We start from the raw sequence: 20,658 nt of genomic DNA on the forward strand, positions 1-20,658 counted from the left end.
ATGGATATGGGAGACAGCCTCGGTGGTGGAGACATGGATATGAGTAGCGACACCATAGATGGCGGGTCGATGGATATGGGCGATAGCCTCGGCGGTGGAGACATGGATATGGGCGACAGCCTCGGTGGTGGAGACATGGATATGGGTAGCGACACCATAGATGGCGGGTCGATGGATATGGGCGATAGCCTCGGTGGTGGAGACATGGATATGGGAGACAGCCTTGGCGGTGGGGATGCCATAGATATGGGAGACAGCCTTGGCGGTGGAGACATGGATATGGGAGACAGCCTTGGCGGTGGGGATGCCATAGATATGGGTGGCGACACGATCGATGGTGGAGAGCAACCTACCGCAACACCGGACGATTTCCAAAACTTAAACGGCAATGTTATCCTAAGTGCCAACGACGATATTACGATTAGTACGACGAACACCCCAGAAGATCGCGACGGGGGACCAGGGATCGTTATCCCCGGATCGATCGAACTACGGGCGGGACGCAGCATTAATATCGATGCCGATATCGATACGTCTAGCGGTAACGGCGATATTATCTTGCGTGCCAATAATGTCGATGCCGCCGCCGGACTGCGCAACCCCGGTGCGGCGAATATCGACCAAGCCCCCGGTACGATTCTGAATGCTGGGGATGGAAACATTACCCTCGAAATCGGTTCGGCGGGTGCGGTGGGTAACGTCGTGGTGGGTAACTTGCAAACCCGAGGGGATGTAGATATTTTTGCCAATGGCGGTAATATCTTGCGATCGGACGCGAATGCCGTTATTTCGGCCAGTGCTGCTTTTTTCCAAACCTCTGGGGCGATCGGAACTCAAAACGAACCCCTGCGCATCGATTTGTTCGTCGTCTCGCCAGCCTCCGATGGCGTTCGGGTATTTTATGACAACTTGCAGACCACTGGAACCACAACCGAGTCTTTGGAGAACGACTTCTCCATGACCGAAAATACCGAATTTGAAAATTCCGACAACGCTTCCTCCGATGCCCAAGCCCCGACACTGGCAGACGATAACGTTTTGAACGACCCGGGCGAGTTTGATGGTGACTCGAAGTTCGATACGGGAGATGCCGGTGGCGAGTTCAGTAGCGACGATGGCATCGGTCAGGGGAACGGCGATGGCGGCGAATCTTCCCAATCTGGTAGCGATTTCAATAGCAACGAACGTATCAGTCGAAGGGACAGCAATGGCGACGAATCTTCCCAATCCAGCGGCGATTTAAATGGCGATGAATCCCAGAATGACGAAGGCGATGGAGAGGGTGGGGGCGATCGCAATCGCGAGTTCGATGGCGAGGATTTTGCCGGTAGATTTGATGGCGGTTACTATGAGAGTTCCTCGATCGATGCTCAAGCCATTGCCCGGATCGATAGCAACCGCAGCAGCGCATATCGTTCCCTCGTTTCTGACGAACTGACCTCGACCCTTGCTGCAAGTCCCCGAGAAGCCCTCGCAGCCATTACCGAACAAACGGGAAATCATTCTGCAGTGGTTTACGTCACTCTCCTCCCCAACCAAGTGGAGTTAGTGGTTTTTACCGCCGATGGCGTTCCCATTCGAAAAGTCGTGCCCGAAGTCTCCCGCGAGGAAGTTCTCGCCGCCGGACGGGAATTGCGCCGTACCCTCACGAACCCTCGCTTTCGCAATTCCACGCGCTACCTCGCCAGCGCTCAAAAACTCCATACTTGGCTGATTGCCCCCCTCCAAGACACCCTCGAAGAGGCGAGTATCGATACGCTACTGTTTTCCATGGATGAGGGATTGCGTACCCTACCGGTTGCCGCCCTCCACGACGGCGATCGATTTCTGATCGAAAACTACAGCCTCAGCTTAATTCCCAGTATGAGTTTAGTCGATCCGCGTTATCGCTCGCTCCACGATACCCACGCTTTAGGGATGGGGGCAAGCGAATTTACAGACTTCCAACCCCTGCCGGCGGTTCCGGTGGAACTCTACAGCATTACCGAGCACGTTTGGCAGGGGTCGGCGTTTATCAACGAAGACTTTACTCGAGAAAACCTGATTTCTCAACGTCAGCGTTTCCCCTACCCCATCGTCCATCTCGCCACCCATGGCGAGTTCCAACCCGGCGATCCGAGTAACTCCTACATTCAACTGTGGGATGAAAAACTCGGTTTGGACGAACTGCGGGATTTAGGCTGGAACAACCCCCCGGTGGAACTGTTAGTCCTCAGTGCCTGCCGCACCGCCGTGGGCAGTACCGAAGCGGAGTTGGGATTTGCCGGATTGGCAATCGCCGCTGGGGTGAAATCGGCATTGGCGAGTTTGTGGTACGTCAGCGATGAAGGAACCCTCGCCCTGATGACGGAATTCTACAGCTATCTGGGGGAAACCAATATTAAAGCCGAGGCCCTGCGGCAAGCGCAACTTGCCATGATTCGCGGACATATCAGCTTAGAATCGGGAGAATTGCGCCGTTCTGGGGTGCGCGGCAATATTACCCTGCCCCCAGAACTCGCCACCATCGGCAATCGCGATCTCTCCCATCCCTACTATTGGTCGGCATTTACCACCATTGGCAGCCCTTGGTAACGTCAGTTTTGGATAAGACTGTTTCCGGTGAGGGCGGGGAATGGGGAATGGGGAATCGGGATGAAGTACTTTGCTCCCCAGCAACCAGATGTAGCCAGTGCGATCGCTTCGCTCATCAAGAGGCTTGCCAACCGCCTGAATCTCACCCAGAGTCGGCATCCCGTCGACGTCGCGGTAGCAAAACTGACGTTTGGTAGTGTGAACGACTAGATGCTCGTCGTCATTGGTTGCGGCTACGCCACTCCCGACGATAGAGCGCCCGCGATCGGTTTTGGCAGTGAAATTAGATTAAAAATCCCGTCTCGGGTTCCATCTCATCGGTGTCTTTCGATTTTCTCGGCCACTCAGGGGCGATCGATTCCTCTGGGAAGTCCATATCCGATTCGATGTCGCGAGTCTCTTGGGCGTCCCCGCGCCACTCAGGAACAATCGACTCGTTGGCAAACCCCGTCTCGGGTTCGCTCTCCTCAATCTCTTCAGAGTTCCCAGACCCGTTAGAAACCATCGATTCATCTATATATCCTGTATCCGGTTCGATTTCCCCAATCTCCTCAGAGTCGCCGAACCCGGCGGAATTTTCGCGCCCCACCTCAGACTCGCGGTCATTTGCAGGGGGGTCTAGAGGTTGGAACTCATCGAAGACTTCGATCGGGTCCGATCGAACCCACATGTCATCATCCAACACTTCAGGGGAGATCGCACCATTGGTTGACCCGACGACTTCGACTTCCACAGCCACTGCCGGTTCCGATTCGGGTTCCGATTCGGGTTCCGATTCGGGTTCCGGTTGGGGTTCTCGCATCGAGGGGTTTTTCTTCTCGAAGGTAAGAACGCCATCAACGCAATCGACGGCGATCGTATCCCCTTCTCCAAAGGTTAATTCCAACAGTTTCGTGGCGAGGGGATTTTCTAATTCCCGCTGAATCGCCCGTTTCAGGGGACGGGCACCGTAGACCGGATCGTAACCCACATCGGCAATATAGGTGGTGGCTGCCTCGGTGAGTTCGATGGTAATTTTCTGTTCTCCCAGCAGCCGTTCGATGCGTTTGATTTGAATGGCGACGATATCGCGCAATTCGTTCTTACTCAGGGGATGGAAGAGAATCAAGTCGTCGATTCGATTGAGAAATTCCGGACGGAAGTGCGATCGCAGCGCCTCGAACACCCTCGATCGCATCTCTTCGTAATCCTCTTCTTTCCCCGAAACCTCCAGAATATGCTGGGAACCGATATTGCTCGTCATCACGATGACGGTGTTGCAAAAATCCACGGTTCGACCCTGAGAGTCAGTGATGCGTCCGTCGTCGAGGACTTGCAGGAGAATATTAAACACATCCGGGTGAGCCTTTTCCACCTCGTCAAACAGGAGAATCGAATAGGGCTGGCGGCGAATCGCTTCCGAGAGTTGCCCCCCTTCCTCGAATCCCACGTATCCCGGAGGTGCCCCCACCAATCGAGAGACAGAGTGCTTCTCCATATATTCCGACATATCGATACGCACCAAGGCATCGCGATCGTCGAAGAGGGAGGCGGCGAGGGCCCGGGCGAGTTCAGTTTTCCCCACCCCCGTTGGCCCCATAAATAGGAAGGAACCGATGGGTTTTCCGGGGTCTTTCATCCCGGCGCGGGCGCGACGAATGGCAGCCGCAACCGCAGCAACCGGAACCGATTGACCGATCACTCGTTGGTGAAGTTGGGCTTCGAGTTGGAGCAGTTTTTGCCGTTCCGACTCCAGGAGGCGATTCACGGGAATCCCCGTCCACTTGGCGACGATTTCGGCAATATCCGCGTCGGTTACTTCTTCGCGCAGCATGGACATCCCCGAGGATTGCCATTTGAGCAGTTCCGCTTCTCGGGCTTCGCGATCGTGCTGGACGACGGCCAGTTCCCCGTATTTCAGCCGCGCCGCCAACTCCAACTCCGATTTGCGTTCCGCCTGTTCGATTTTCAGCCGCAGTTGTTCTTCTTCTTCCTTCAGGTGGGCGATCGCATCGAGGAGTTGCTTTTCCGTTTGCCACCGAGAGGTGAGTTGCTGTTGCTTGTCTTTGAGTTGCTCGATTTCCGAGTTGATGCGACCCAAACGGTCTTGGGATGCAGTATTGACCCCCGCCCCCGAGCGCTCTTCCTCTGCCTCCAGGGAGAGTTTTTCCATCTCCAACTGCATCACCCGACGATCGATATCTTCGAGTTCCGCCGGTTTGGAGGTAATCTCCATTTTCAGGGTTGCGGCCGCCTCATCCACCAAATCGATCGCCTTATCGGGCAAAAAGCGATCGGTAATGTAGCGATTGGACAGCGTCGCCGCCGCCACCAGGGCCGAATCGATAATCGTGACCCCGTGGTGGACTTCGTAGCGTTCCTTCAGCCCGCGCAAAATCGAAATCGTATCCTCGACGCTGGGTTGACCGACGTAGACCTGTTGAAACCGCCGCTCTAACCCCTTATCTTTTTCGATATGCTTGCGGAACTCTTCGATGGTCGTTGCCCCGATGCAGCGCAATTCCCCCCGACCGAGCATGGGTTTGAGCAGGTTCCCCGCATCCATGGTGCCCTGAGACCCCCCCGAACCGGTGCCGATGACGGTGTGGAGTTCGTCGATAAACAGGATAATTTGTCCCCCGGAACTGGTCACCGCTCGCAGAACCGATCGCAGCCGTTCCTCAAATTCCCCCCGAAACTTCGCCCCGGCAATCAAACTCCCCATATCCAAAGAAATGAGTTTGCGATTTTTCAGGGATTCGGGCACGTCGCCGTTGACGATCCGCTGGGCGAGGGCTTCGGCAACGGCGGTTTTTCCTACCCCCGGTTCGCCGATGAGAACCGGGTTATTTTTACGGCGACGGGAGAGAATGCCGATGGTTTGGCGAATTTCCTCATCTCGCCCGATGACTGGATCGAGTTTTCCCGCCCGCGCCTCTTCTGTCAAATCCCGTCCGTAGCGTTCGAGGGGATTTTCCTCTTCTTCAGCTTTGGCTTTTTTGGCTTTCTTGGCTTTTTTCGCCTGAGTGGCGGCGCGCACCCGTTCGATGGCTGCGGCGAGTTTGGATTGGTCGACCCCCAAATTTTTCAGCACCCGCCGTCCGATGCGATCGTCCTCGGCAAATCCCAGCAGCAGATGACCGACATCGATTTGTTGGGCCTGGAAGTTTTGTCGCGCTTCCTCAGCTTTATCGAGCATGATATCCAAGTTGCGCCCCAGATAGAGTTGCTCGATGCGCATCAATTTCGGGTGGCGCTTGGCAAAGGAGTCGAGTTGGGGGAGTAACGATTCCACATCTACCCCTACCGCCTGGAGAATTTGATGGGACTCATCCGCATGTTCGAGCAGGGCGATCGCCACGTGTTCCACCTCTAAATACTGGTTTTTGTAGCGCTTGGCGATATCTTGCGAATTGACGATCGCATCCCAGGCTTTATCGGTGAATTGAGTATGGTCGGTTGGCTGCACGGTCGCTCCTTCGCGGTAATAGAGGCTTTTGAGTCGTTCTTAAAAAAAGGTTACATATAACTATAATAGACCTGTGCCATGAATCCACTCACCGGACCCAACTCAAAGTTCATCATCGCTACGAGGGGGCATGGGTGACGACTTCCTTGACTTCCTCGTGACATACTCCCGACGCTAACCTTACACCGATGGCGCTCACTGGGATCTCGATTCTCGCGAGGTGTTTGGTGCGCTGTGTTGTACTCTGACTTGTCCCGTTCGTAAGCATGGCGTACAACCATTTGATATTCCCTTAACCAAGACCACCAGAGCCAAGGTGGATCGGAAAACGGGCGAAGTGGTCAAGCCGTCTAAGACTTCTTGGGATTCTCCGGGTGGTATTCAGAGTAAAGCTTTAACCCAGTTTAGGAAATGTAATAGCTACGCAAAGCGGGTACACTCTGACGTTCTACAGCGTAACCTCGCTCGCCTAGATGCAGCCCTTAGCCGTTTCTATAAGGGGCTGGGTGGGTATCCCACGTTCAAAAGAGCGCACCAGTTTACAAGCTTCGCGTACAAACCAACGGAGTTTGACCGCCGCGATCGCAAACACCGCATCAGCAAAGTCTACCTACCCTTCATCGGTTGGATGCGGTTCCACGATTCCCGCTCTATGGAAGGATTGAAGCGGGGTAGCGTCACCATCACCAAAAAGGTAGACGGGTGGTACATGTCCGTTTTGGTGACGGTTCCCGACGATGTACCTCAGCTTCCAATGGCTGATGTCAAAGGTGCGAAGGGTGTAGACCTCGGCATCAACCAACTCGCTTCGTTCAGTGACGGTAGCTTTGCTGAGAACCCCAGGTTCGCCACAAATAAAGCGACCCGCAGACGGTTGCGAATTCGTCACAGACGAGTGAGTCGGAAAGCCAAGGGTTCTCGTAACCGGGCAAAGGCTGCGGTGGAAGTCTCGAAGCTACATCGTAAAGCCACCCAGAAACGCGATTCCTACCTGTGGAAGGTTGCCAACCAAGCCCATCGAAAAGTTGATGCGGTTGTGGTGGAAGACTTGAACGTGCGGGGTTTGTCTTCGGGCGAAATCAATCGAAGATACTACCGGGGGACTCTCGGAAAGTAACGCTTGTCAGAAACGATTCCGCCAGTTTTGCTGGCGAACGGAATCGGGGCAGGAACCTCGTAGCACTAGTTGTAAACGAGGATATTCGGGCTTAAAGTCCGGAGAATCCCCGTCTATGCGCGAGCGGGGAGTGTCAAGAATGTATGCCAAAGACCCAACTGCCCGGTGTCCGAGCGATTCCCGATTCCGGGAAAGATAAAGAGCAACTGGCTCACATCGGAATCTCGATCGTAAATTCCGTCCCCACCCCAGGGGTGGACTCGCAACTGAGGTGGCCGCCGTGCTTTTGGGTGACGATCTGATGGCTGATGGATAGCCCCAATCCGGTTCCTTGTCCCACGGGCTTGGTGGTAAACAAACGCTCGAACACTTTGAGCCGTACTTCTGGTGTCATTCCCGCCCCATTATCCCGAATCCGGACGATCGCCCGCTTTGAATTTTCGTTGATGGCAGTGATGATGGTAATCCGATTCGGATCGGCGGCGACTTCCCGGTAGCTGAGTCCTTCGTTGGCATCTTCGAGGGCATCGATGGCATTGGCGATCAGATTCATGAAAACTTGGTTGAGTTGACCGGCGTAGCACTCGATGGCCGGTAAATCCCCGTATTCTTCCATGATTTCGATCGCCGGACGTTTGTCGTTGGCTTTCAGGCGGTGTTTCAAAATCAACAGGGTACTTTTGATGCCGTCGTGGATATCGACGGCCACTTTAGCATCGGTATCCGATCGCGAGAAGGTGCGTAACGACTGGCTGATTTGGCGAATGCGATCGGTTCCCACTTTCATCGACTCGATTAACTTCGGGGCATCTTCGAGCAGGTAGTCGAGATCGATATCTTCGGCATTGTCTTCAATTTCCGCACCCGGTTCGGGGAAGGCTTGGCGATAGAGGTCGAGGTGCTCGCTCAAATCTTCGAGGTAGTTTTGAGCCAGGGTAATATTACCGGCGATGAAACTGACGGGATTGTTGATTTCGTGGGCGACGCCGGAAACGAGCTGACCGAGGGCAGACATTTTCTCGCTTTGCACCAGTTGCAATTGGGCTTGTTGGAGTTCTTCTAGAGAATCCTGCAGTTTGGTATTTTTTTCCCGTTCTCGGGTTTCGGATTCCTGCAAGTTTTGGTAGAGGGTGGCGTTTTCCAGGGAGATGGCTGCTTGAGCGCACAGGAGGGTCAAGACGGTGAGGCGATCGGGGGTAAATGCGCCGGAGACTAAGTTATTTTCTAGATACACCAAACCGATAAGTTTGCCCTGACTGTGAATGGGGGCGCACAGCACCGATTTCGGTTCGTACTCTTGAATGTAGGGATCGGTGACGAAGTTGGAGTCGGCGGTTGCATCGTTGAGGAGAACAGATTTTTGGGTTCGGGCGACGTAGTGGACGATCGAAACCGGTAACTGCTGGCTTTGTTCGACGGGGAGGGAGTAGCGCACGGCCACCCGATCGAGTTCCACGGAACCTGCCACTTCGATGGTGAGGCGATCGCCTTTGACGAAAATCAGAAATCCCATTTGAGCGCCGGCATTTTCGAGGACGATTTTCATCAAGGTATCGAGTAACCCTTCTAGGAGAATTTCACCGGATAGGGCCTGGGAGGATTTCATCACCGTGGCGAAATCGAGGGTATTGGTTTGGTGACCGCGAAAGGTACTGTGAACGGGGGGAGAGTCGTTGCCGAAGCCATCGCTGCGGGTTCGATCGGCTCGGACTCGAGCGAGTTGGGGATATTGGGCTTCTAAGGCTGCCACTTTGCGGTTTGCGCCCCACAGGCCATAACTGCGAGCGGCTTCTTTGAGATACAGGTTACCCACTTGATTTCGCCCCAAGGAAAAGTAAAAACGAGCGGCTAACTCGTTGGCGAGAGCCTGTTCTCGCAAGTACCGGGCTTGTGCGGCGGACTCGATGGCGCGATCGTAGTACTCCATCGCCTGAAGGGGTTGCCCCAGCACTCGGGCGAACTCGGCTTCGACGAGTTCGTAACAATGTTGGTAGTTGGCCGGAGCCGAGTTCGCCCAGACTTTCATCCGTTTTTGGTTGGTTTCTACCCGCGCCAGATATTGCATTCGTAGCTGGCTGCGATCGTCGAGGGCGCTACATCCGAGCAAGGCCAGAGACTCGTAAAAGTTGCGAGTGGCGATCGCGATCGATCCCACCATCGCGTCGGTTTGTTCGGCGGCGCGCTGGGCGTTTTCTAAGGCCTGAGACGGGTGGTTGAAAATCGCGCCCAAAATAGTTTTCGCAATGTAGAGGCAGCACAGAGCCGCCCGGTTTTTTGCCCGATATAAATCTGGCAGCATTGCGGTTTCGTCGTATTCAACCCCCACCAAACACAAGGGATCGACGATCTCGCAAGACTCCTCGCGAGCTAGATTTAAGACCAGTTGCCCCCAAATCCCGGCAACGGTCAGGGCACTTTCGAGTTGGAGTTCTCGCAACAAACTGAGAATTTTGGCTTGCTCGGACTCGATCTCGAGCAAGGAGTCCCCCGCCCAAAAGAGATAGTGGCAGTATTCCACGGCCCCAAGACCCACCCCGGCCAGATGCCCCGTTTCCCGTCCCACTTGAATGGCATCGAGCAGAACCGGGAGGCTTTCTCGAATTGGCTCTCGCCAGGGGGCGATATTGGCTGCGAAAATGGTATCGATCGAACATTGAAGGAAGCGATCGCCTTCGACGAGGGTCAGTGCGAGTTGGGCGCAGCGAGTGGCTGTTGGCAAATCGTCGTGCAGACCGCAGGCGATCGCGCCGCAGCAGATATAAGCCATGGCGCAATGGGGGGAGTAGCCGTGGGTGCGACCGAGCTCGAGTTGGGCGGTGACAATTTGTTCGAGGGTGCGAACGTCGACCCAGTAAGCCCACAAGCTGGCTTCGGTGAGTAATTCCATCGCCAGTACCCCGCCCTCATCTGTTAAGGGGGGTAAGTCTTTGAGATCTTGGGGTGAAGGCCAATCGGAGGTTTCGATCGATGATGGGGGAGAGATCTCAAATCCAAGCATCCCGATGGCTTGCCATCCCAGATCGATGGCTGGGTACATTTGCTGGCGCAGACCGTAAAAAGTGACCTTGAGTTTGTAAATTCGAGCGCGATCGAAGGTCGTTTTGACTTGCTTTAATGCGATGTCCGCTCGGCGGTTGGCTTCGTCAAAGTTCCCCATCACAAAATTGACTTCAATGGCGTTGAGATAAAGTTGGACGGTTAATTCGTAATGGGTCTTCCAACTCTCTTCTGATAGAACGGAAATTCCAAGATTTAAGTAGTTTAAAGCGGGTTCGTAGGCGGCCGCCGCTATGGCTTTTTGGGCTGCCATTTCATTCAACTGGGCTAGTGTAATTTTTTCGACAGGTGTTCGATGCAAGTCAATGGCAACATTCAGTTGATTGACAATTTCAAAAATTTTCTCCTCTAACTCTTCCGCGGGGGTTTGCCCCAGCAGTAGCTGACCGATTTTGAGACGAATATCGGTCTGGATTTCCGTTGAAATTAAAGAGTACGCAGCTTGTTGAACTCGATCGTGTAAAAATTTATAGGAAACGGGAAATAAATTGGGTTCTAAACGCTCTTCCTGGGCATTCGGAAACATTAACATTTTATAGTTGTTGTTTAAAGGGATAATTATCCCCTCTTGTAATGCTTCCCATAACTGCATGGCCGTTTCACTCATCGTTCGCTGATTGACAATCGAAAGCATTTTGAGATCGAATCGATTGCCAATACATGATGCTAACATCAAAATATTTTGAGTTTCAATTGAAAGACTTTTTAGTTTTTTAATATTTAAGTCAACGACATTATCTGATATTTTTATTTGTTGAATCTTCTGAATGTCCCACGTCCATTCACCCGATCGCGTCTCGAAATATAAAATATGTTCTCGGTATAGTGCATCTAAAAATTGATTAATAAAGAAAGGATTTCCCTGAGTTTTTTCAAAGATAAGACTAGCCAAAGAGCGAACTCGATCGATAGGCACCTTAAATGTATCGGCTAGAATATTTTTGATTTGAGTAATTTTGAGGTTTTCTAAATGAATTCTATGAATGGGGATTTCACTTCTTTCAAATTTATCCAAAGTGAATATAAAAGAGTGAGCCTCCCCAACTTCATTTGCACGATAGGTGAACACTATCATTAAGTATGAGATAGAGGTAGATTTAGCCAAATATTCGATAAATTTTAGCGATGATGAATCGACCCATTGCAAATCATCTAAAAAAATCACGAGAGGATGTTGACGATCGGCAAAAAGTTGAAAAAAATTTTTCAACACAGTATTAAAGCGATTTTGCAATTCCGAACCACTTAAAGCCGTTAATGCCGGTGGCGTTCCGATAATCAATTCGATTTCTGGAACCAGATCGCTTAACACTCGTCCGTTCTCGCCCACAGCATTGAGGATTTTATTTTTCCACACTTGAATTTGGGGCGTACTTTTGGTTAGAATTTGTCGAATCAATTCCGACAAACACCGAACGAGAGCGCAATAGGGAACATTTCGTTTAAATTGCTCAAATTTTCCCAAGGTAAAATACCCATTTTGCTGGACGATCGGTTTGTGAAGTTCGCGCACTAAAGCAGATTTTCCCACTCCAGAATATCCAGAAATTACCATAAATTCAGTCGCTCCCAAGCTCACTCGATGAAAGGTTTCAAGTGCTCGAGAGACTTCTTCATCGCGACCGTAAAGTTTTTGGGGTATTTGCAATGTATTCGAACGATCTTGCTGACCGATCGAAAAAGGTGCAATCCGTCCTTCCCTTTCCAACTTCTCGATACAAATTTGTAAATCCGCACTCAGTCCTAACGCACTTTGATATCGCTCTTCGGCCGTTTTCGAGAGCAATTTCATCACAATTTTAGAAATCGGTGGCGGAATGTGGGGACAAATTTGATGGGGAAGAGCGGGAACTTTGGCAAGATGAGAGTGGATTAATTCCATTGGATCGGTGGAATCGAATGGCAGTTTGGCTGTCAAAAGCTGGTAGAATGTAACCCCTAAGGAATAAAAGTCCGTGCGGTAGTCGATGGCACGATTCATGCGTCCGGTTTGTTCGGGAGACATATAGGCAAGAGACCCTTCAAACATATGGGGATCGGTCAATACTGCCGTTTCTCGCGATAATCGGGAGGCGATCCCAAAGTCTACGAGTTTGACAACCCCACTGTCTCGATTGAACAAAATATTTTGCGGTTTAATATCTTTATGAATAATGTTATGTTGATGAACATCATGCAACGTTTTCGCCACCTGCCCAATAATTTTCAAACAATCGAGCAGTTCTAAAGACTCGAGGACGATTGAAGAATCGAGCGATCGACCGCCAAAATCTTCTTCAATTAAAGCCACGCGATTGCGATCGGTTTCCAGGCTGTAAAGTTGAATCACCCCGTCACTTTTGAGGGAAGATACGACTTCATATTCGTATTTAAGCTTCGCCACATCAGCAATCGGTGGATAATCGGAAATAGATGTTTTAATCGCAACGGGAAGTCGATCGGGTTGGCGATAACCTCGATAGACTGCTGTTGTTTTACTTTGATAAATGGCTTCAACGATCTGATAGTGCAGGAAAGAAATCATAGAGACCAGAGGCAATCTGAGGGTAAAACCGCGTTAGAGTTTTCGGCCCGGCAAGCCGACTCAACGGACTAGTTCAATGAGGGGAATTCAGTCAAAAATCAAAAAGTAGAGAATTGGAGTTGAGCAATGCTAGACACGGGACAACTCGAGCAACATTCCCGCTTCTATCTTGAAGTATAAGTTCAACTCAGTTAGATGGGAATCTTGTGGTATAGTTTACCAATCTCAGCGCTTGGGGTGTTACGGAACAAGCGAGCCAAAAATAAACGCACCCCCAATTGATGTCATCCACACTAGAAATAATATGAATACACTCAAAGGAAGGGACTTATTGAGTTTAGCAGACCTGAGCGTTGAGGAGTTACGAGACCTGATACACTTAGCCGCTCAGGTAAAAGCTTCGGAGATCGAACCTCGGTGTTCTAAAGTCTTGGGCCTCCTCTTCTACAAGGCTTCCACCCGCACCCGAGTCAGCTTTTCCGTTGCCATGTACCAAATGGGGGGTCAAGTCATCGATCTCAATCCCAGCGTTACCCAAGTCAGCCGGGGAGAACCCTTGGCCGATACGGCACGGGTATTAGATCGCTATCTCGATGCGATCGCCGTTCGCACCTTCAAGCAAGAAGATTTAAAAACCTTCGCCAAGCGTGCTAGCATCCCCGTTATCAACGCCCTCACGGATTTGGCCCACCCCTGTCAAGCCCTGGCGGATTTGCTCACCCTTGAGGAAAACTTCCCCGACATGACCGATGCTACCCTCACCTATGTCGGTGATGGCAATAACGTAGCGCACTCCCTACTCCTCGGTTGTGCCATGATGGGGGTGAACGTGCGGGTGGCGGTTCCGCCAGGATTCGAGCCAGATGCGGCGATCGTCGACCAAGCGACTGCCCTGGCTGGGGGACGCACGGAAGTCGCGGTCACCAACGATCCCGTCAGTGCGGCAACGGGAACTCACGTCCTCTATACCGATGTCTGGGCGAGTATGGGGCAAGAAGATGATGCCGACAGCCGCATTCCCAAGTTTCAACCCTATCAACTCAACGAGGAACTACTGGCAAAAGCCGATCCGAAGGCGATCGTCATGCACTGTCTGCCGGCCCATCGGGGGGAAGAAATTACCGACGGGGCGATCGAAGGTTCTCAGTCACGGGTTTGGGACCAAGCGGAAAATCGGATGCACGCTCAAAAAGCACTTCTGGCCAGTCTTCTGGGGGCCGTTTAGGTCTGTTAACCCCCTTCCCAACCCATTCTGAATCGTGGTAAATCGGTGGTATGGGGCGATCGGGTTTGAGTTCGCAAGTCATAAGTTGAAAGTCAATCAGTCATCAGTTTGACCTCTGTTGAAAATCAGAGGATTTAACAAATGAATTGAGTCGGAATTTTGTCTTCATCAATTAAGAGGCGTGCGTTCCGCTTCATTCGGGCTTAAACGATACGACTGCTGACTGAGCGCCCCGTTGGGCTTGAGTGACATCTGGGCCCATCATTTTCCATCAGCCATATGCCAACTCTGACTGTTACGTCCACTGCCGATCGCGGTTCCGGTTCCCTGCGCGAGGCGATCGCCCTATCCCAACCGGGGGATACCATTGCCTTTGATGGGAGTCTAGCGAACCAAAGGATTAGCCTCGATGGCACGGAATTAACCGTCGATAAACCTCTCACTATCAATGGGGCAAATGCTGTGGGGCTAACCCTCAGCGGGAATAATGCCAGTCGCATTTTTAATATTGCCTCGGGGGTGGAGTTTACCCTGCAAAACCTCACCCTCATCGATGGATTTTCTACCGATCGCGGTGGGGCAATTTTCGCACGAGGACAGAACGATCTGACGATCGAAAACAGTCAATTTCTCAACAATACTGGCGGACAAGGTGGGGCAGTTGCTGTTAATTCTCGCAGTAATATCGCGATAACCAACAGCCAATTTGACGGCAATCGATCGACCTCCACCGATGGTTTTAGCGGTGGGGCAATTAGTATTTTTGCCTTCAATACCACTACCATTCAAAATAGTAACTTTACGAACAATCAAGGCATTAACGGCGGTGCAGTTTACAACCTTCTGAGTGGTTTAACCGTTGAAAACTCCCGCTTCATCGGTAATGATGCCACCCCCGGTGCATCTACTACCAATCCTAACGGCTTTGGTGGGGCGATTTTTGTCGATGGGGCAAGCGATCGTAACGATACCACTTCCGGCGGACTGATTTTAGTCCGAGATACTTTATTTGAGAGGAATCGCAGTGCCGGACGGGGTGGGGGAGTTTTCTTCTTTCTCTACGATCCCGATGTGGCTCGGATTGAGGGCAGCACGTTTATTAATAACGAAGTGATTCTCGATGTGGCTGGAGAATCTCAAGGGGGTGGAATTTGGCATACGGACGGTGAATTATTTGTCGAAAATTCGACTATTGCTAACAATCGCGTGTTGAATCGCGGTGGTGGATTTTTTGCCTTTGAAACCGCTGATGTTACGGTTACCAATAGCACCTTTTCTGGGAATATTGCCGATGATGGTAATGGCGGGGGTGTTGGGGGTGCGCTGCGAGTTTCAAGTCCCACCAATATTACCAATACAACCCTCGTAAATAACAGAGCTGGCGGTAACGGTGGCGCAATTTTTAGTCGGACGAATCCCGTTACATTAACCAATACTATTGTTGCTAATAATACTGCTAGAGATTCTAATAATACCGACCAACAAACCAATCTTCAACTTGAAGATGGCGGTAATAATCTTCAGTTTCCCGGTATTACCAATAGTGGGGTGGAAGAACGCCGAATTACCGCTAGCGTCACGATCGCCGATCCCAATTTAAGTCCCCTCCAAGATAATGGGGGCAGCATTCTCACCCATGCCTTACTTTCAGGAAGTGCGGCGATTAATGCTGGACGGAATCTTGCCAACGTAACCACCGACGGACGCGGCGCGTTGCGGACGGACGGACAAATCGATATCGGTGCGTTTGAAGTAGGCGGAATTTTACCCGAAGAGACACTTTTTACCCCGAATGACGATACCGTTACTTTAGAAAATAGCGACGATCTCGCTGCAGCGTTAGCGGGAAACGATCTCGTGTTTGGAGCGAGTGGAAACGATACAATTTTCGGCAATTCTGGTAACGATACGTTAGTGGGAAATGCCGATAACGATCTTTTATTTGGCGGACGAGACAACGATCTAATTTATGGGAACCAACAAGATGACGTACTGCTCGGAGAAATTGGCAGCGATACAATCTTCGGCGGTCAAAATAACGATATCTTGTTTGGAAATACCGAAAACGACGAACTGTTTGGAGACCTCGGTAGCGATAGTTTGTTCGGGGGGAAAAACGATGATACCCTCACCGGAGGAGACGGAGACGATCGTCTCAGCGGAGATTTTGGCAGGGACAGTTTACGTGGGGGGAACGGCAGCGATCGCTTCGTACTCGCACCCGCTCGCGGAACTGATACGATCGCCGACTTCGAGGACGGTGAAGATTTACTCCTCCTTACAGAAGAGTTAACTTTTGAGGAATTAACGATCGCTCAAACTGGCGGCGACACTTCCATCTCTCTCACCAGTACTGGAGAAACCCTCGTCATCCTCTCTCAAATTGATGCGATTGCCATCAGTGCGGCGGATTTCGCGTGAGGTGGAACTCGAGGCGATGGCGCGGGGAAGGCGATGAAAACTGGTATTATATCGCAAGAGCGCCGATCGCTAAACTTAACAATAACGCAACAGAAACACAATAATTATGTACTATTCTCAACCGCCCTATTTCCTTGTCTTGGCCGGCATTTTTATCGGCATTACCTCCGGAACGGCTATTTACTATACCTTGGTGCGATCGCTCTCCGAATGGTCGAAAAGTCGCTCCAGTCGCCTACTCGTCTCCCTCAAAGGGTCTCAACTTAAACTTCCCTTTATTGGTGCCACTGCGGGTGCGTGCCTTTTCCTGGGTGCGGGTCTATCCATCTTCGGTATCCCCCCAGCCATTTCCTATCTAATTGCCTTGCCAACAGCTCTCCTCAGCAGCGGATTGGTGTGGTGGCAACTCAACAAGCTCATCACCCAGCTTGAAGAAAAAGGCTTAACCCGCGAACTGATTGAAGAGTTGACTATCAGTGAAATTCCCCTGCTGACATCGGAAGATGGCGAGGGTGAGAAATAGGTCTCGCAGTGACTCGAGAAACGGGGGAAGAGAGAGAAAGGGGAGCTGAGGGAGAAACGGGGAAAACGGGAGCAAGATGCTCCCACTGTGAATCTTCCCTTGCCCCCAAAGCCCTGGCTTCCCTTTAAGGCGCGATCGCTTCGACTTCCTTTTGCTGATTTCGGATCGAGTTTTGGGCTTGAAACTCCGCCAACTGCCGCTCGATTTCATCCCGCACGATTTGGCGGTATTCCAAGAAATGCTCGTTGTGGGCGCACACGGTTAAGTAGTAGTCCCAAACCTGGGGATTGTGCTTGAGAATGCCGAACAGGTGATGCCAGAATTTCCAGCGAGTGCTGCGTTTAAAACCTTGCCGCCAAACGACGATCGCCAACGCACGAACATCGATCCAACTCGGCAGTTTAGAGGGGGCTTTAAACTTAGGCGTTCCCATTTTGAGAAAACAGCGATAGGTCCGATCTAAAAAGGCTTCTGCATCGTAAAGTCCCCAGAAGGCATCGATAAATTCCCGCGCGAGTTCCTCGATCGGACGAGTGGGAATAAAATTCATCAACGTGCTTTGATTGATATCTTGGCGATCGCTCTGAACCAAACGCTCTTCCTTTTCTAAACGTTCCCAAAGAGCCGTATTGGGTAGAGCTTGTAACATACCAAATAAGGCTGTGGGAATCGCCGCTTCTTCCACAAACCGAATAATTCGCGAGGCCGCACCGGATTTCTCCCCATCAAAACCGATAATAAATCCGGCCATCGGTCGCAATCCCGCCCGAATAATTTTATCGACAGTATCCGAGAGAGACGATCGGGTATTTTGAAACTTTTTCGTGAGCTTCAAACTCTCTTCGTCGGGGGTTTCAATGCCCAAGAAAACCCCATTAAAGTTACATTCAACCATCATTTCCATTAATTCGGGATCTGCGGCTAAATCCACAGAGGCTTCGGTATTAAATGCAAATGGATACTGATGTTCTTCTTGCCAAACTTTGAGGTCTTTGAGCAGTAGTTTGACATTGCGTTTGTTGCCGATAAAATTATCGTCAACCATGAAAATACCGCGCCGCCACCCCAACTCGTAGAGATAGTCTAACTCTTGCAACAATTGGGCGGGGGTTTTGGTGCGGGGTTTGCGACCGTAGAGGACGATAATATCGCAGAACTCGCACTGAAACGGACAACCTCGAGAAAACTGCACCGACATCGAATCGTATGCATCAAACTCCAGCAAATCGTAGCGGGGGATGGGAGTTGTGGTGACATCGGGTTTTTCGCTGCTGCGGAACGTACCGCTGGTTTTCCCGCGCTCCAAGGCTTCCACAAACATCGGCAGGGTAATTTCTCCTTCATCGAGTATTAAGAAATCCGCCCCGGCTTCTTGGGCTTCCGAAGGTACGGATGTGGGGTAGGGACCACCCACAGCTACCGGTTTTCCCCGTCGTTTGGCTTCCCGAATTTGGTCGATAAAATCGCTTTTTTGAACGATCATCGCCGATATCAGTACCAGATCCGCCCACTCCCATTCTTCTTCCGTCACCGCGCGAATATTCCGATCGACGAGTTTAAACTCCCATTCCTGGGGTAGAATCGCCGCCACCGTTACCAATCCCAGGGGAGGCAGCAAAACTTTGCGATCGACTAACTCGAGAATTTTTTCATAGGACCAAAACGTTGGCGGAAACACCGGGTAGTTTAATAAAACGCGCATGATATTTCAAAGACTCTTTCAAAAACTCGCATTTGAGGCGATCGGCTTATCGGGACGATCGAGAACAAACAAATGTATCTATCATAGTGCGAATGACTGATTCAACAAGCCCCAATTAACGTCCGTTGTGGCTCAGATTTGGCTCAGACTGTTTCCGGTGAGGGTGGGACGGTGACGCGGTGACCCTCCAGAGGGCTTAGTGGCGTGTAGGGCTTGACAAATCATCGACGATTCTAATCTTTCACCCATGACTCGAGTGTTGTACCCTCGCTTTCGTGAAGCTTGCCGACCGCCCGAACCTCATCGAGAATCGGTATCTCGGCGAGGCTGCTTCAGCAAAACTGACGTTAATGAGAGATGGTAAGCCCTTCGAACTAACATGACTCTCAACCCCGAGGCGATCGTGCAAGCTGGGCGAGTTGAGTTATAAAAGATCGTTTCCGATTCCCAATTGGAGACAGACTCTTTTGAAATATGACGAAGCTAAAGTGCTACACTACTTTTAAAAAGCCCTTGACGAGGATTGAACTCGTGACCTCACCCTTACCAAGGGTGCGCTCTACCACTGAGCTACAAGGGCAACAACCGAATGACTCGGTCTTGATTTGTGGTGGGCCGGGCTGGATTCGAACCAGCGTAGGCATAGCCAGTGGATTTACAGTCCACCCCCATTAACCACTCGGGCACCGACCCATGAATTTTGACCACAGTTATTAATCTTAGCATCGTTACCAACAAAATACAATTTTTTTCAAATTTTTTTTTCTCCAGTTCTCGAGTGGGACTCCAAAAGAACGGTAACACCGCAGGCAAACGTCACAATTTCAGCAGATCGGGCAACAGGGCGTTCAAGTCGATCGAGAATCTTTCGATCCAAATATACGAGCGTCCAACATCAAACCCAGATGTTACCCCCCAAATCTCACCCTGATGTGGAAAGAGTTTGTGTCGGCTGGTCGATCGAAACTACGGACACGCTTTTAGCCTATCGAATTCGGGTATTTGCGGTTCGGGTCGGTCTGGACGCCTTGGCAACCGGGCGTTTTGCTCCCGCTCGTCGGGTCGTGCGAGTACCGGCTTGTTTGGCAGCAGCAGAGGGAATGGCTTTAGCTTTCTCTTCCTCCATGGCGTAGGCACCATGAGCGCTGCGCTTAGTACGGAAGGTGACATTGACCCCTTCATTCGTTTGTTCGAGCACCAACAAAGGAGTGGGCTTGGCATTTTGGTCCCAATGGATGTACGCCACGCGACCCTGGATCGCCGGCTGCCAAGTATCGCGATCTCCGGCAGGACTCAGATAGGTTTCGATACAGTCGATAATTTGACCGATCGTGGCGGAGGTGGGTTGCGTCGGCAACTTCGTCATCTTGATTTGAATCCGGAACAGAACTCTCTTTTTGGTTTGAGAACCCACACCGGTTTCGTGTTCCACATCAAACGTCTCATCCACCAACCGTCCCGCCCCCCGATTATCTGCATTGGGACGCAGGGCGACGCTGATTTTATTTTTGACCTTCACTTTAATCTGATTGACCACGGCAAAATGGAAGGTTTCTTCTTCCATTCGCATCCGCAAGTAATCCAGATTAAACTCCCGCGAGTGAATCAGGTCGGGATTCTTTTCCATCTTGCCGATGGTAGCGATGGCGTGCTTATATTTCTTTTGGAGTTCGCGATTTTTAAATTCTTCGGTTCTGAGCTTTTTATTGAGCTTGCTCATCTGAACTCGCGATAAAATTGTTGCCACGATCGCCCCAACGGAAACAAACCCAAGAACCCCCATCATCAGGGAGCTATTGGGGACTGTTTGTCCTTGAGATGGAAACGGGGTTTGTGCTAAAGTCGGCTCGACGAGAACAATGGGATCTGACATAAGACGTTACTGACACGATTGGATATTTCTATCTTATGAATAGAATGCACCGTCCGCCCACCACCGAGATCGGTAAATGCGATCGAATGTTCGTTAACCGGTCTGGCCGGTCTATTTAAGGTGTTGAGTCACCGAGATCTTCGAAGTTTATGGAGTTAGATCGGTCGTTATTCCCCTACCCTCTAGGTGCTCGA

At 51.2% G+C, this 20,658-nt stretch carries 10 protein-coding genes and 2 tRNA genes; 6 read left to right on the top strand and 6 right to left on the bottom strand.

All coding sequences use genetic code 11. The features are described 5' to 3' along the window. On the top strand, positions 1 to 2,574 hold a 2,574-nt coding region (locus tag AC2215_RS14110), incomplete at its 5' end, for a CHAT domain-containing protein (protein WP_486810651.1). 60 nt (positions 2,575 to 2,634) lie between these two features. Next, positions 2,635 to 2,784, top strand: a complete 150-nt coding sequence (locus AC2215_RS14115) for a hypothetical protein (protein ID WP_486810652.1) — start codon at positions 2,635 to 2,637, stop codon at positions 2,782 to 2,784. 73 nt (positions 2,785 to 2,857) lie between these two features. Here AC2215_RS14115 and clpB read toward each other — a convergent pair whose 3' ends face one another. Continuing rightward, the gene (gene clpB, locus AC2215_RS14120) at positions 2,858 to 6,022 is read right to left on the bottom strand and encodes an ATP-dependent chaperone ClpB (protein ID WP_486810653.1); all 3,165 of its coding nucleotides are present in this window, start codon (positions 6,020 to 6,022) and stop codon (positions 2,858 to 2,860) included. Between the two features lie 316 nt (positions 6,023 to 6,338). On the opposite strand from clpB, the gene AC2215_RS14125 reads away from it, so the two are divergent. Continuing rightward, a complete protein-coding gene (locus AC2215_RS14125) occupies positions 6,339 to 7,139 on the top strand; it encodes an RNA-guided endonuclease InsQ/TnpB family protein (RefSeq protein ID WP_486810654.1) in 801 nt (266 codons plus the stop codon). A 211-nt stretch (positions 7,140 to 7,350) separates the two neighbouring features. Here the strand turns inward: AC2215_RS14125 and AC2215_RS14130 are convergent, their stop codons facing one another. Next, a complete protein-coding gene (locus tag AC2215_RS14130; protein ID WP_486810655.1) occupies positions 7,351 to 12,720 on the bottom strand; it encodes a trifunctional serine/threonine-protein kinase/ATP-binding protein/sensor histidine kinase in 5,370 nt (1,789 codons plus the stop codon). A 304-nt stretch (positions 12,721 to 13,024) separates the two neighbouring features. Here AC2215_RS14130 and argF point away from each other — a divergent pair, with 304 nt between their 5' ends. The 3 genes from argF (at position 13,025) to AC2215_RS14145 (ending at position 16,889) form a co-directional block, all read left to right on the top strand. Then, positions 13,025 to 13,945: an ornithine carbamoyltransferase gene (gene argF / locus AC2215_RS14135; RefSeq protein WP_486810656.1), complete on the top strand. Its 921-nt coding sequence runs from the start codon at positions 13,025 to 13,027 to the stop codon at positions 13,943 to 13,945. A 279-nt stretch (positions 13,946 to 14,224) separates the two neighbouring features. Continuing rightward, on the top strand, positions 14,225 to 16,366 hold the full coding sequence (locus AC2215_RS14140) for a choice-of-anchor Q domain-containing protein (protein ID WP_486810657.1): 2,142 nt from the start codon (positions 14,225 to 14,227) through the stop codon (positions 16,364 to 16,366). Positions 16,367 to 16,472: 106 nt separating this feature from the next. Continuing rightward, positions 16,473 to 16,889 (top strand): hypothetical protein, encoded by a 417-nt coding sequence (locus AC2215_RS14145; protein ID WP_486810658.1) that lies wholly within the window; start codon positions 16,473 to 16,475, stop codon positions 16,887 to 16,889. Between the two features lie 124 nt (positions 16,890 to 17,013). On the opposite strand, the gene AC2215_RS14150 is transcribed toward AC2215_RS14145, so the two are convergent. The 4 genes from AC2215_RS14150 to AC2215_RS14165 all read right to left on the bottom strand — a co-directional run bounded on the left by AC2215_RS14150 (position 17,014) and on the right by AC2215_RS14165 (position 20,464). After that, on the bottom strand, positions 17,014 to 18,591 hold the full coding sequence (locus AC2215_RS14150; protein WP_486810659.1) for a B12-binding domain-containing radical SAM protein: 1,578 nt from the start codon (positions 18,589 to 18,591) through the stop codon (positions 17,014 to 17,016). Between the two features lie 508 nt (positions 18,592 to 19,099). After that, positions 19,100 to 19,171, bottom strand: a tRNA-Thr gene (locus tag AC2215_RS14155). 28 nt (positions 19,172 to 19,199) lie between these two features. Further along, positions 19,200 to 19,284, bottom strand: a tRNA-Tyr gene (locus AC2215_RS14160). Between the two features lie 292 nt (positions 19,285 to 19,576). Then, positions 19,577 to 20,464 (bottom strand): hypothetical protein, encoded by an 888-nt coding sequence (locus AC2215_RS14165; RefSeq protein WP_486810660.1) that lies wholly within the window; start codon positions 20,462 to 20,464, stop codon positions 19,577 to 19,579. Between the last annotated feature and the right edge of the window lie 194 nt (positions 20,465 to 20,658).

This window comes from Zarconia sp. (genome assembly GCF_057467645.1).

Bases quoted from the DNA above. Each gene is read 5' to 3' on its own strand.
- AC2215_RS14140 (WP_486810657.1), top strand. From the start codon at position 14,225: ATGCCAACTCTGACTGTTACGTCCACTGCCGATCGCGGTTCCGGTTCC.
- AC2215_RS14130 (WP_486810655.1), bottom strand. From the start codon at position 12,720: ATGATTTCTTTCCTGCACTATCAGATCGTTGAAGCCATTTATCAAAGT.
- AC2215_RS14115 (WP_486810652.1), top strand. From the start codon at position 2,635: ATGAAGTACTTTGCTCCCCAGCAACCAGATGTAGCCAGTGCGATCGCT.
- AC2215_RS14145 (WP_486810658.1), top strand. From the start codon at position 16,473: ATGTACTATTCTCAACCGCCCTATTTCCTTGTCTTGGCCGGCATTTTT.
- AC2215_RS14165 (WP_486810660.1), bottom strand. From the start codon at position 20,464: ATGTCAGATCCCATTGTTCTCGTCGAGCCGACTTTAGCACAAACCCCG.
- AC2215_RS14150 (WP_486810659.1), bottom strand. From the start codon at position 18,591: ATGCGCGTTTTATTAAACTACCCGGTGTTTCCGCCAACGTTTTGGTCC.
- argF (WP_486810656.1), top strand. From the start codon at position 13,025: ATGAATACACTCAAAGGAAGGGACTTATTGAGTTTAGCAGACCTGAGC.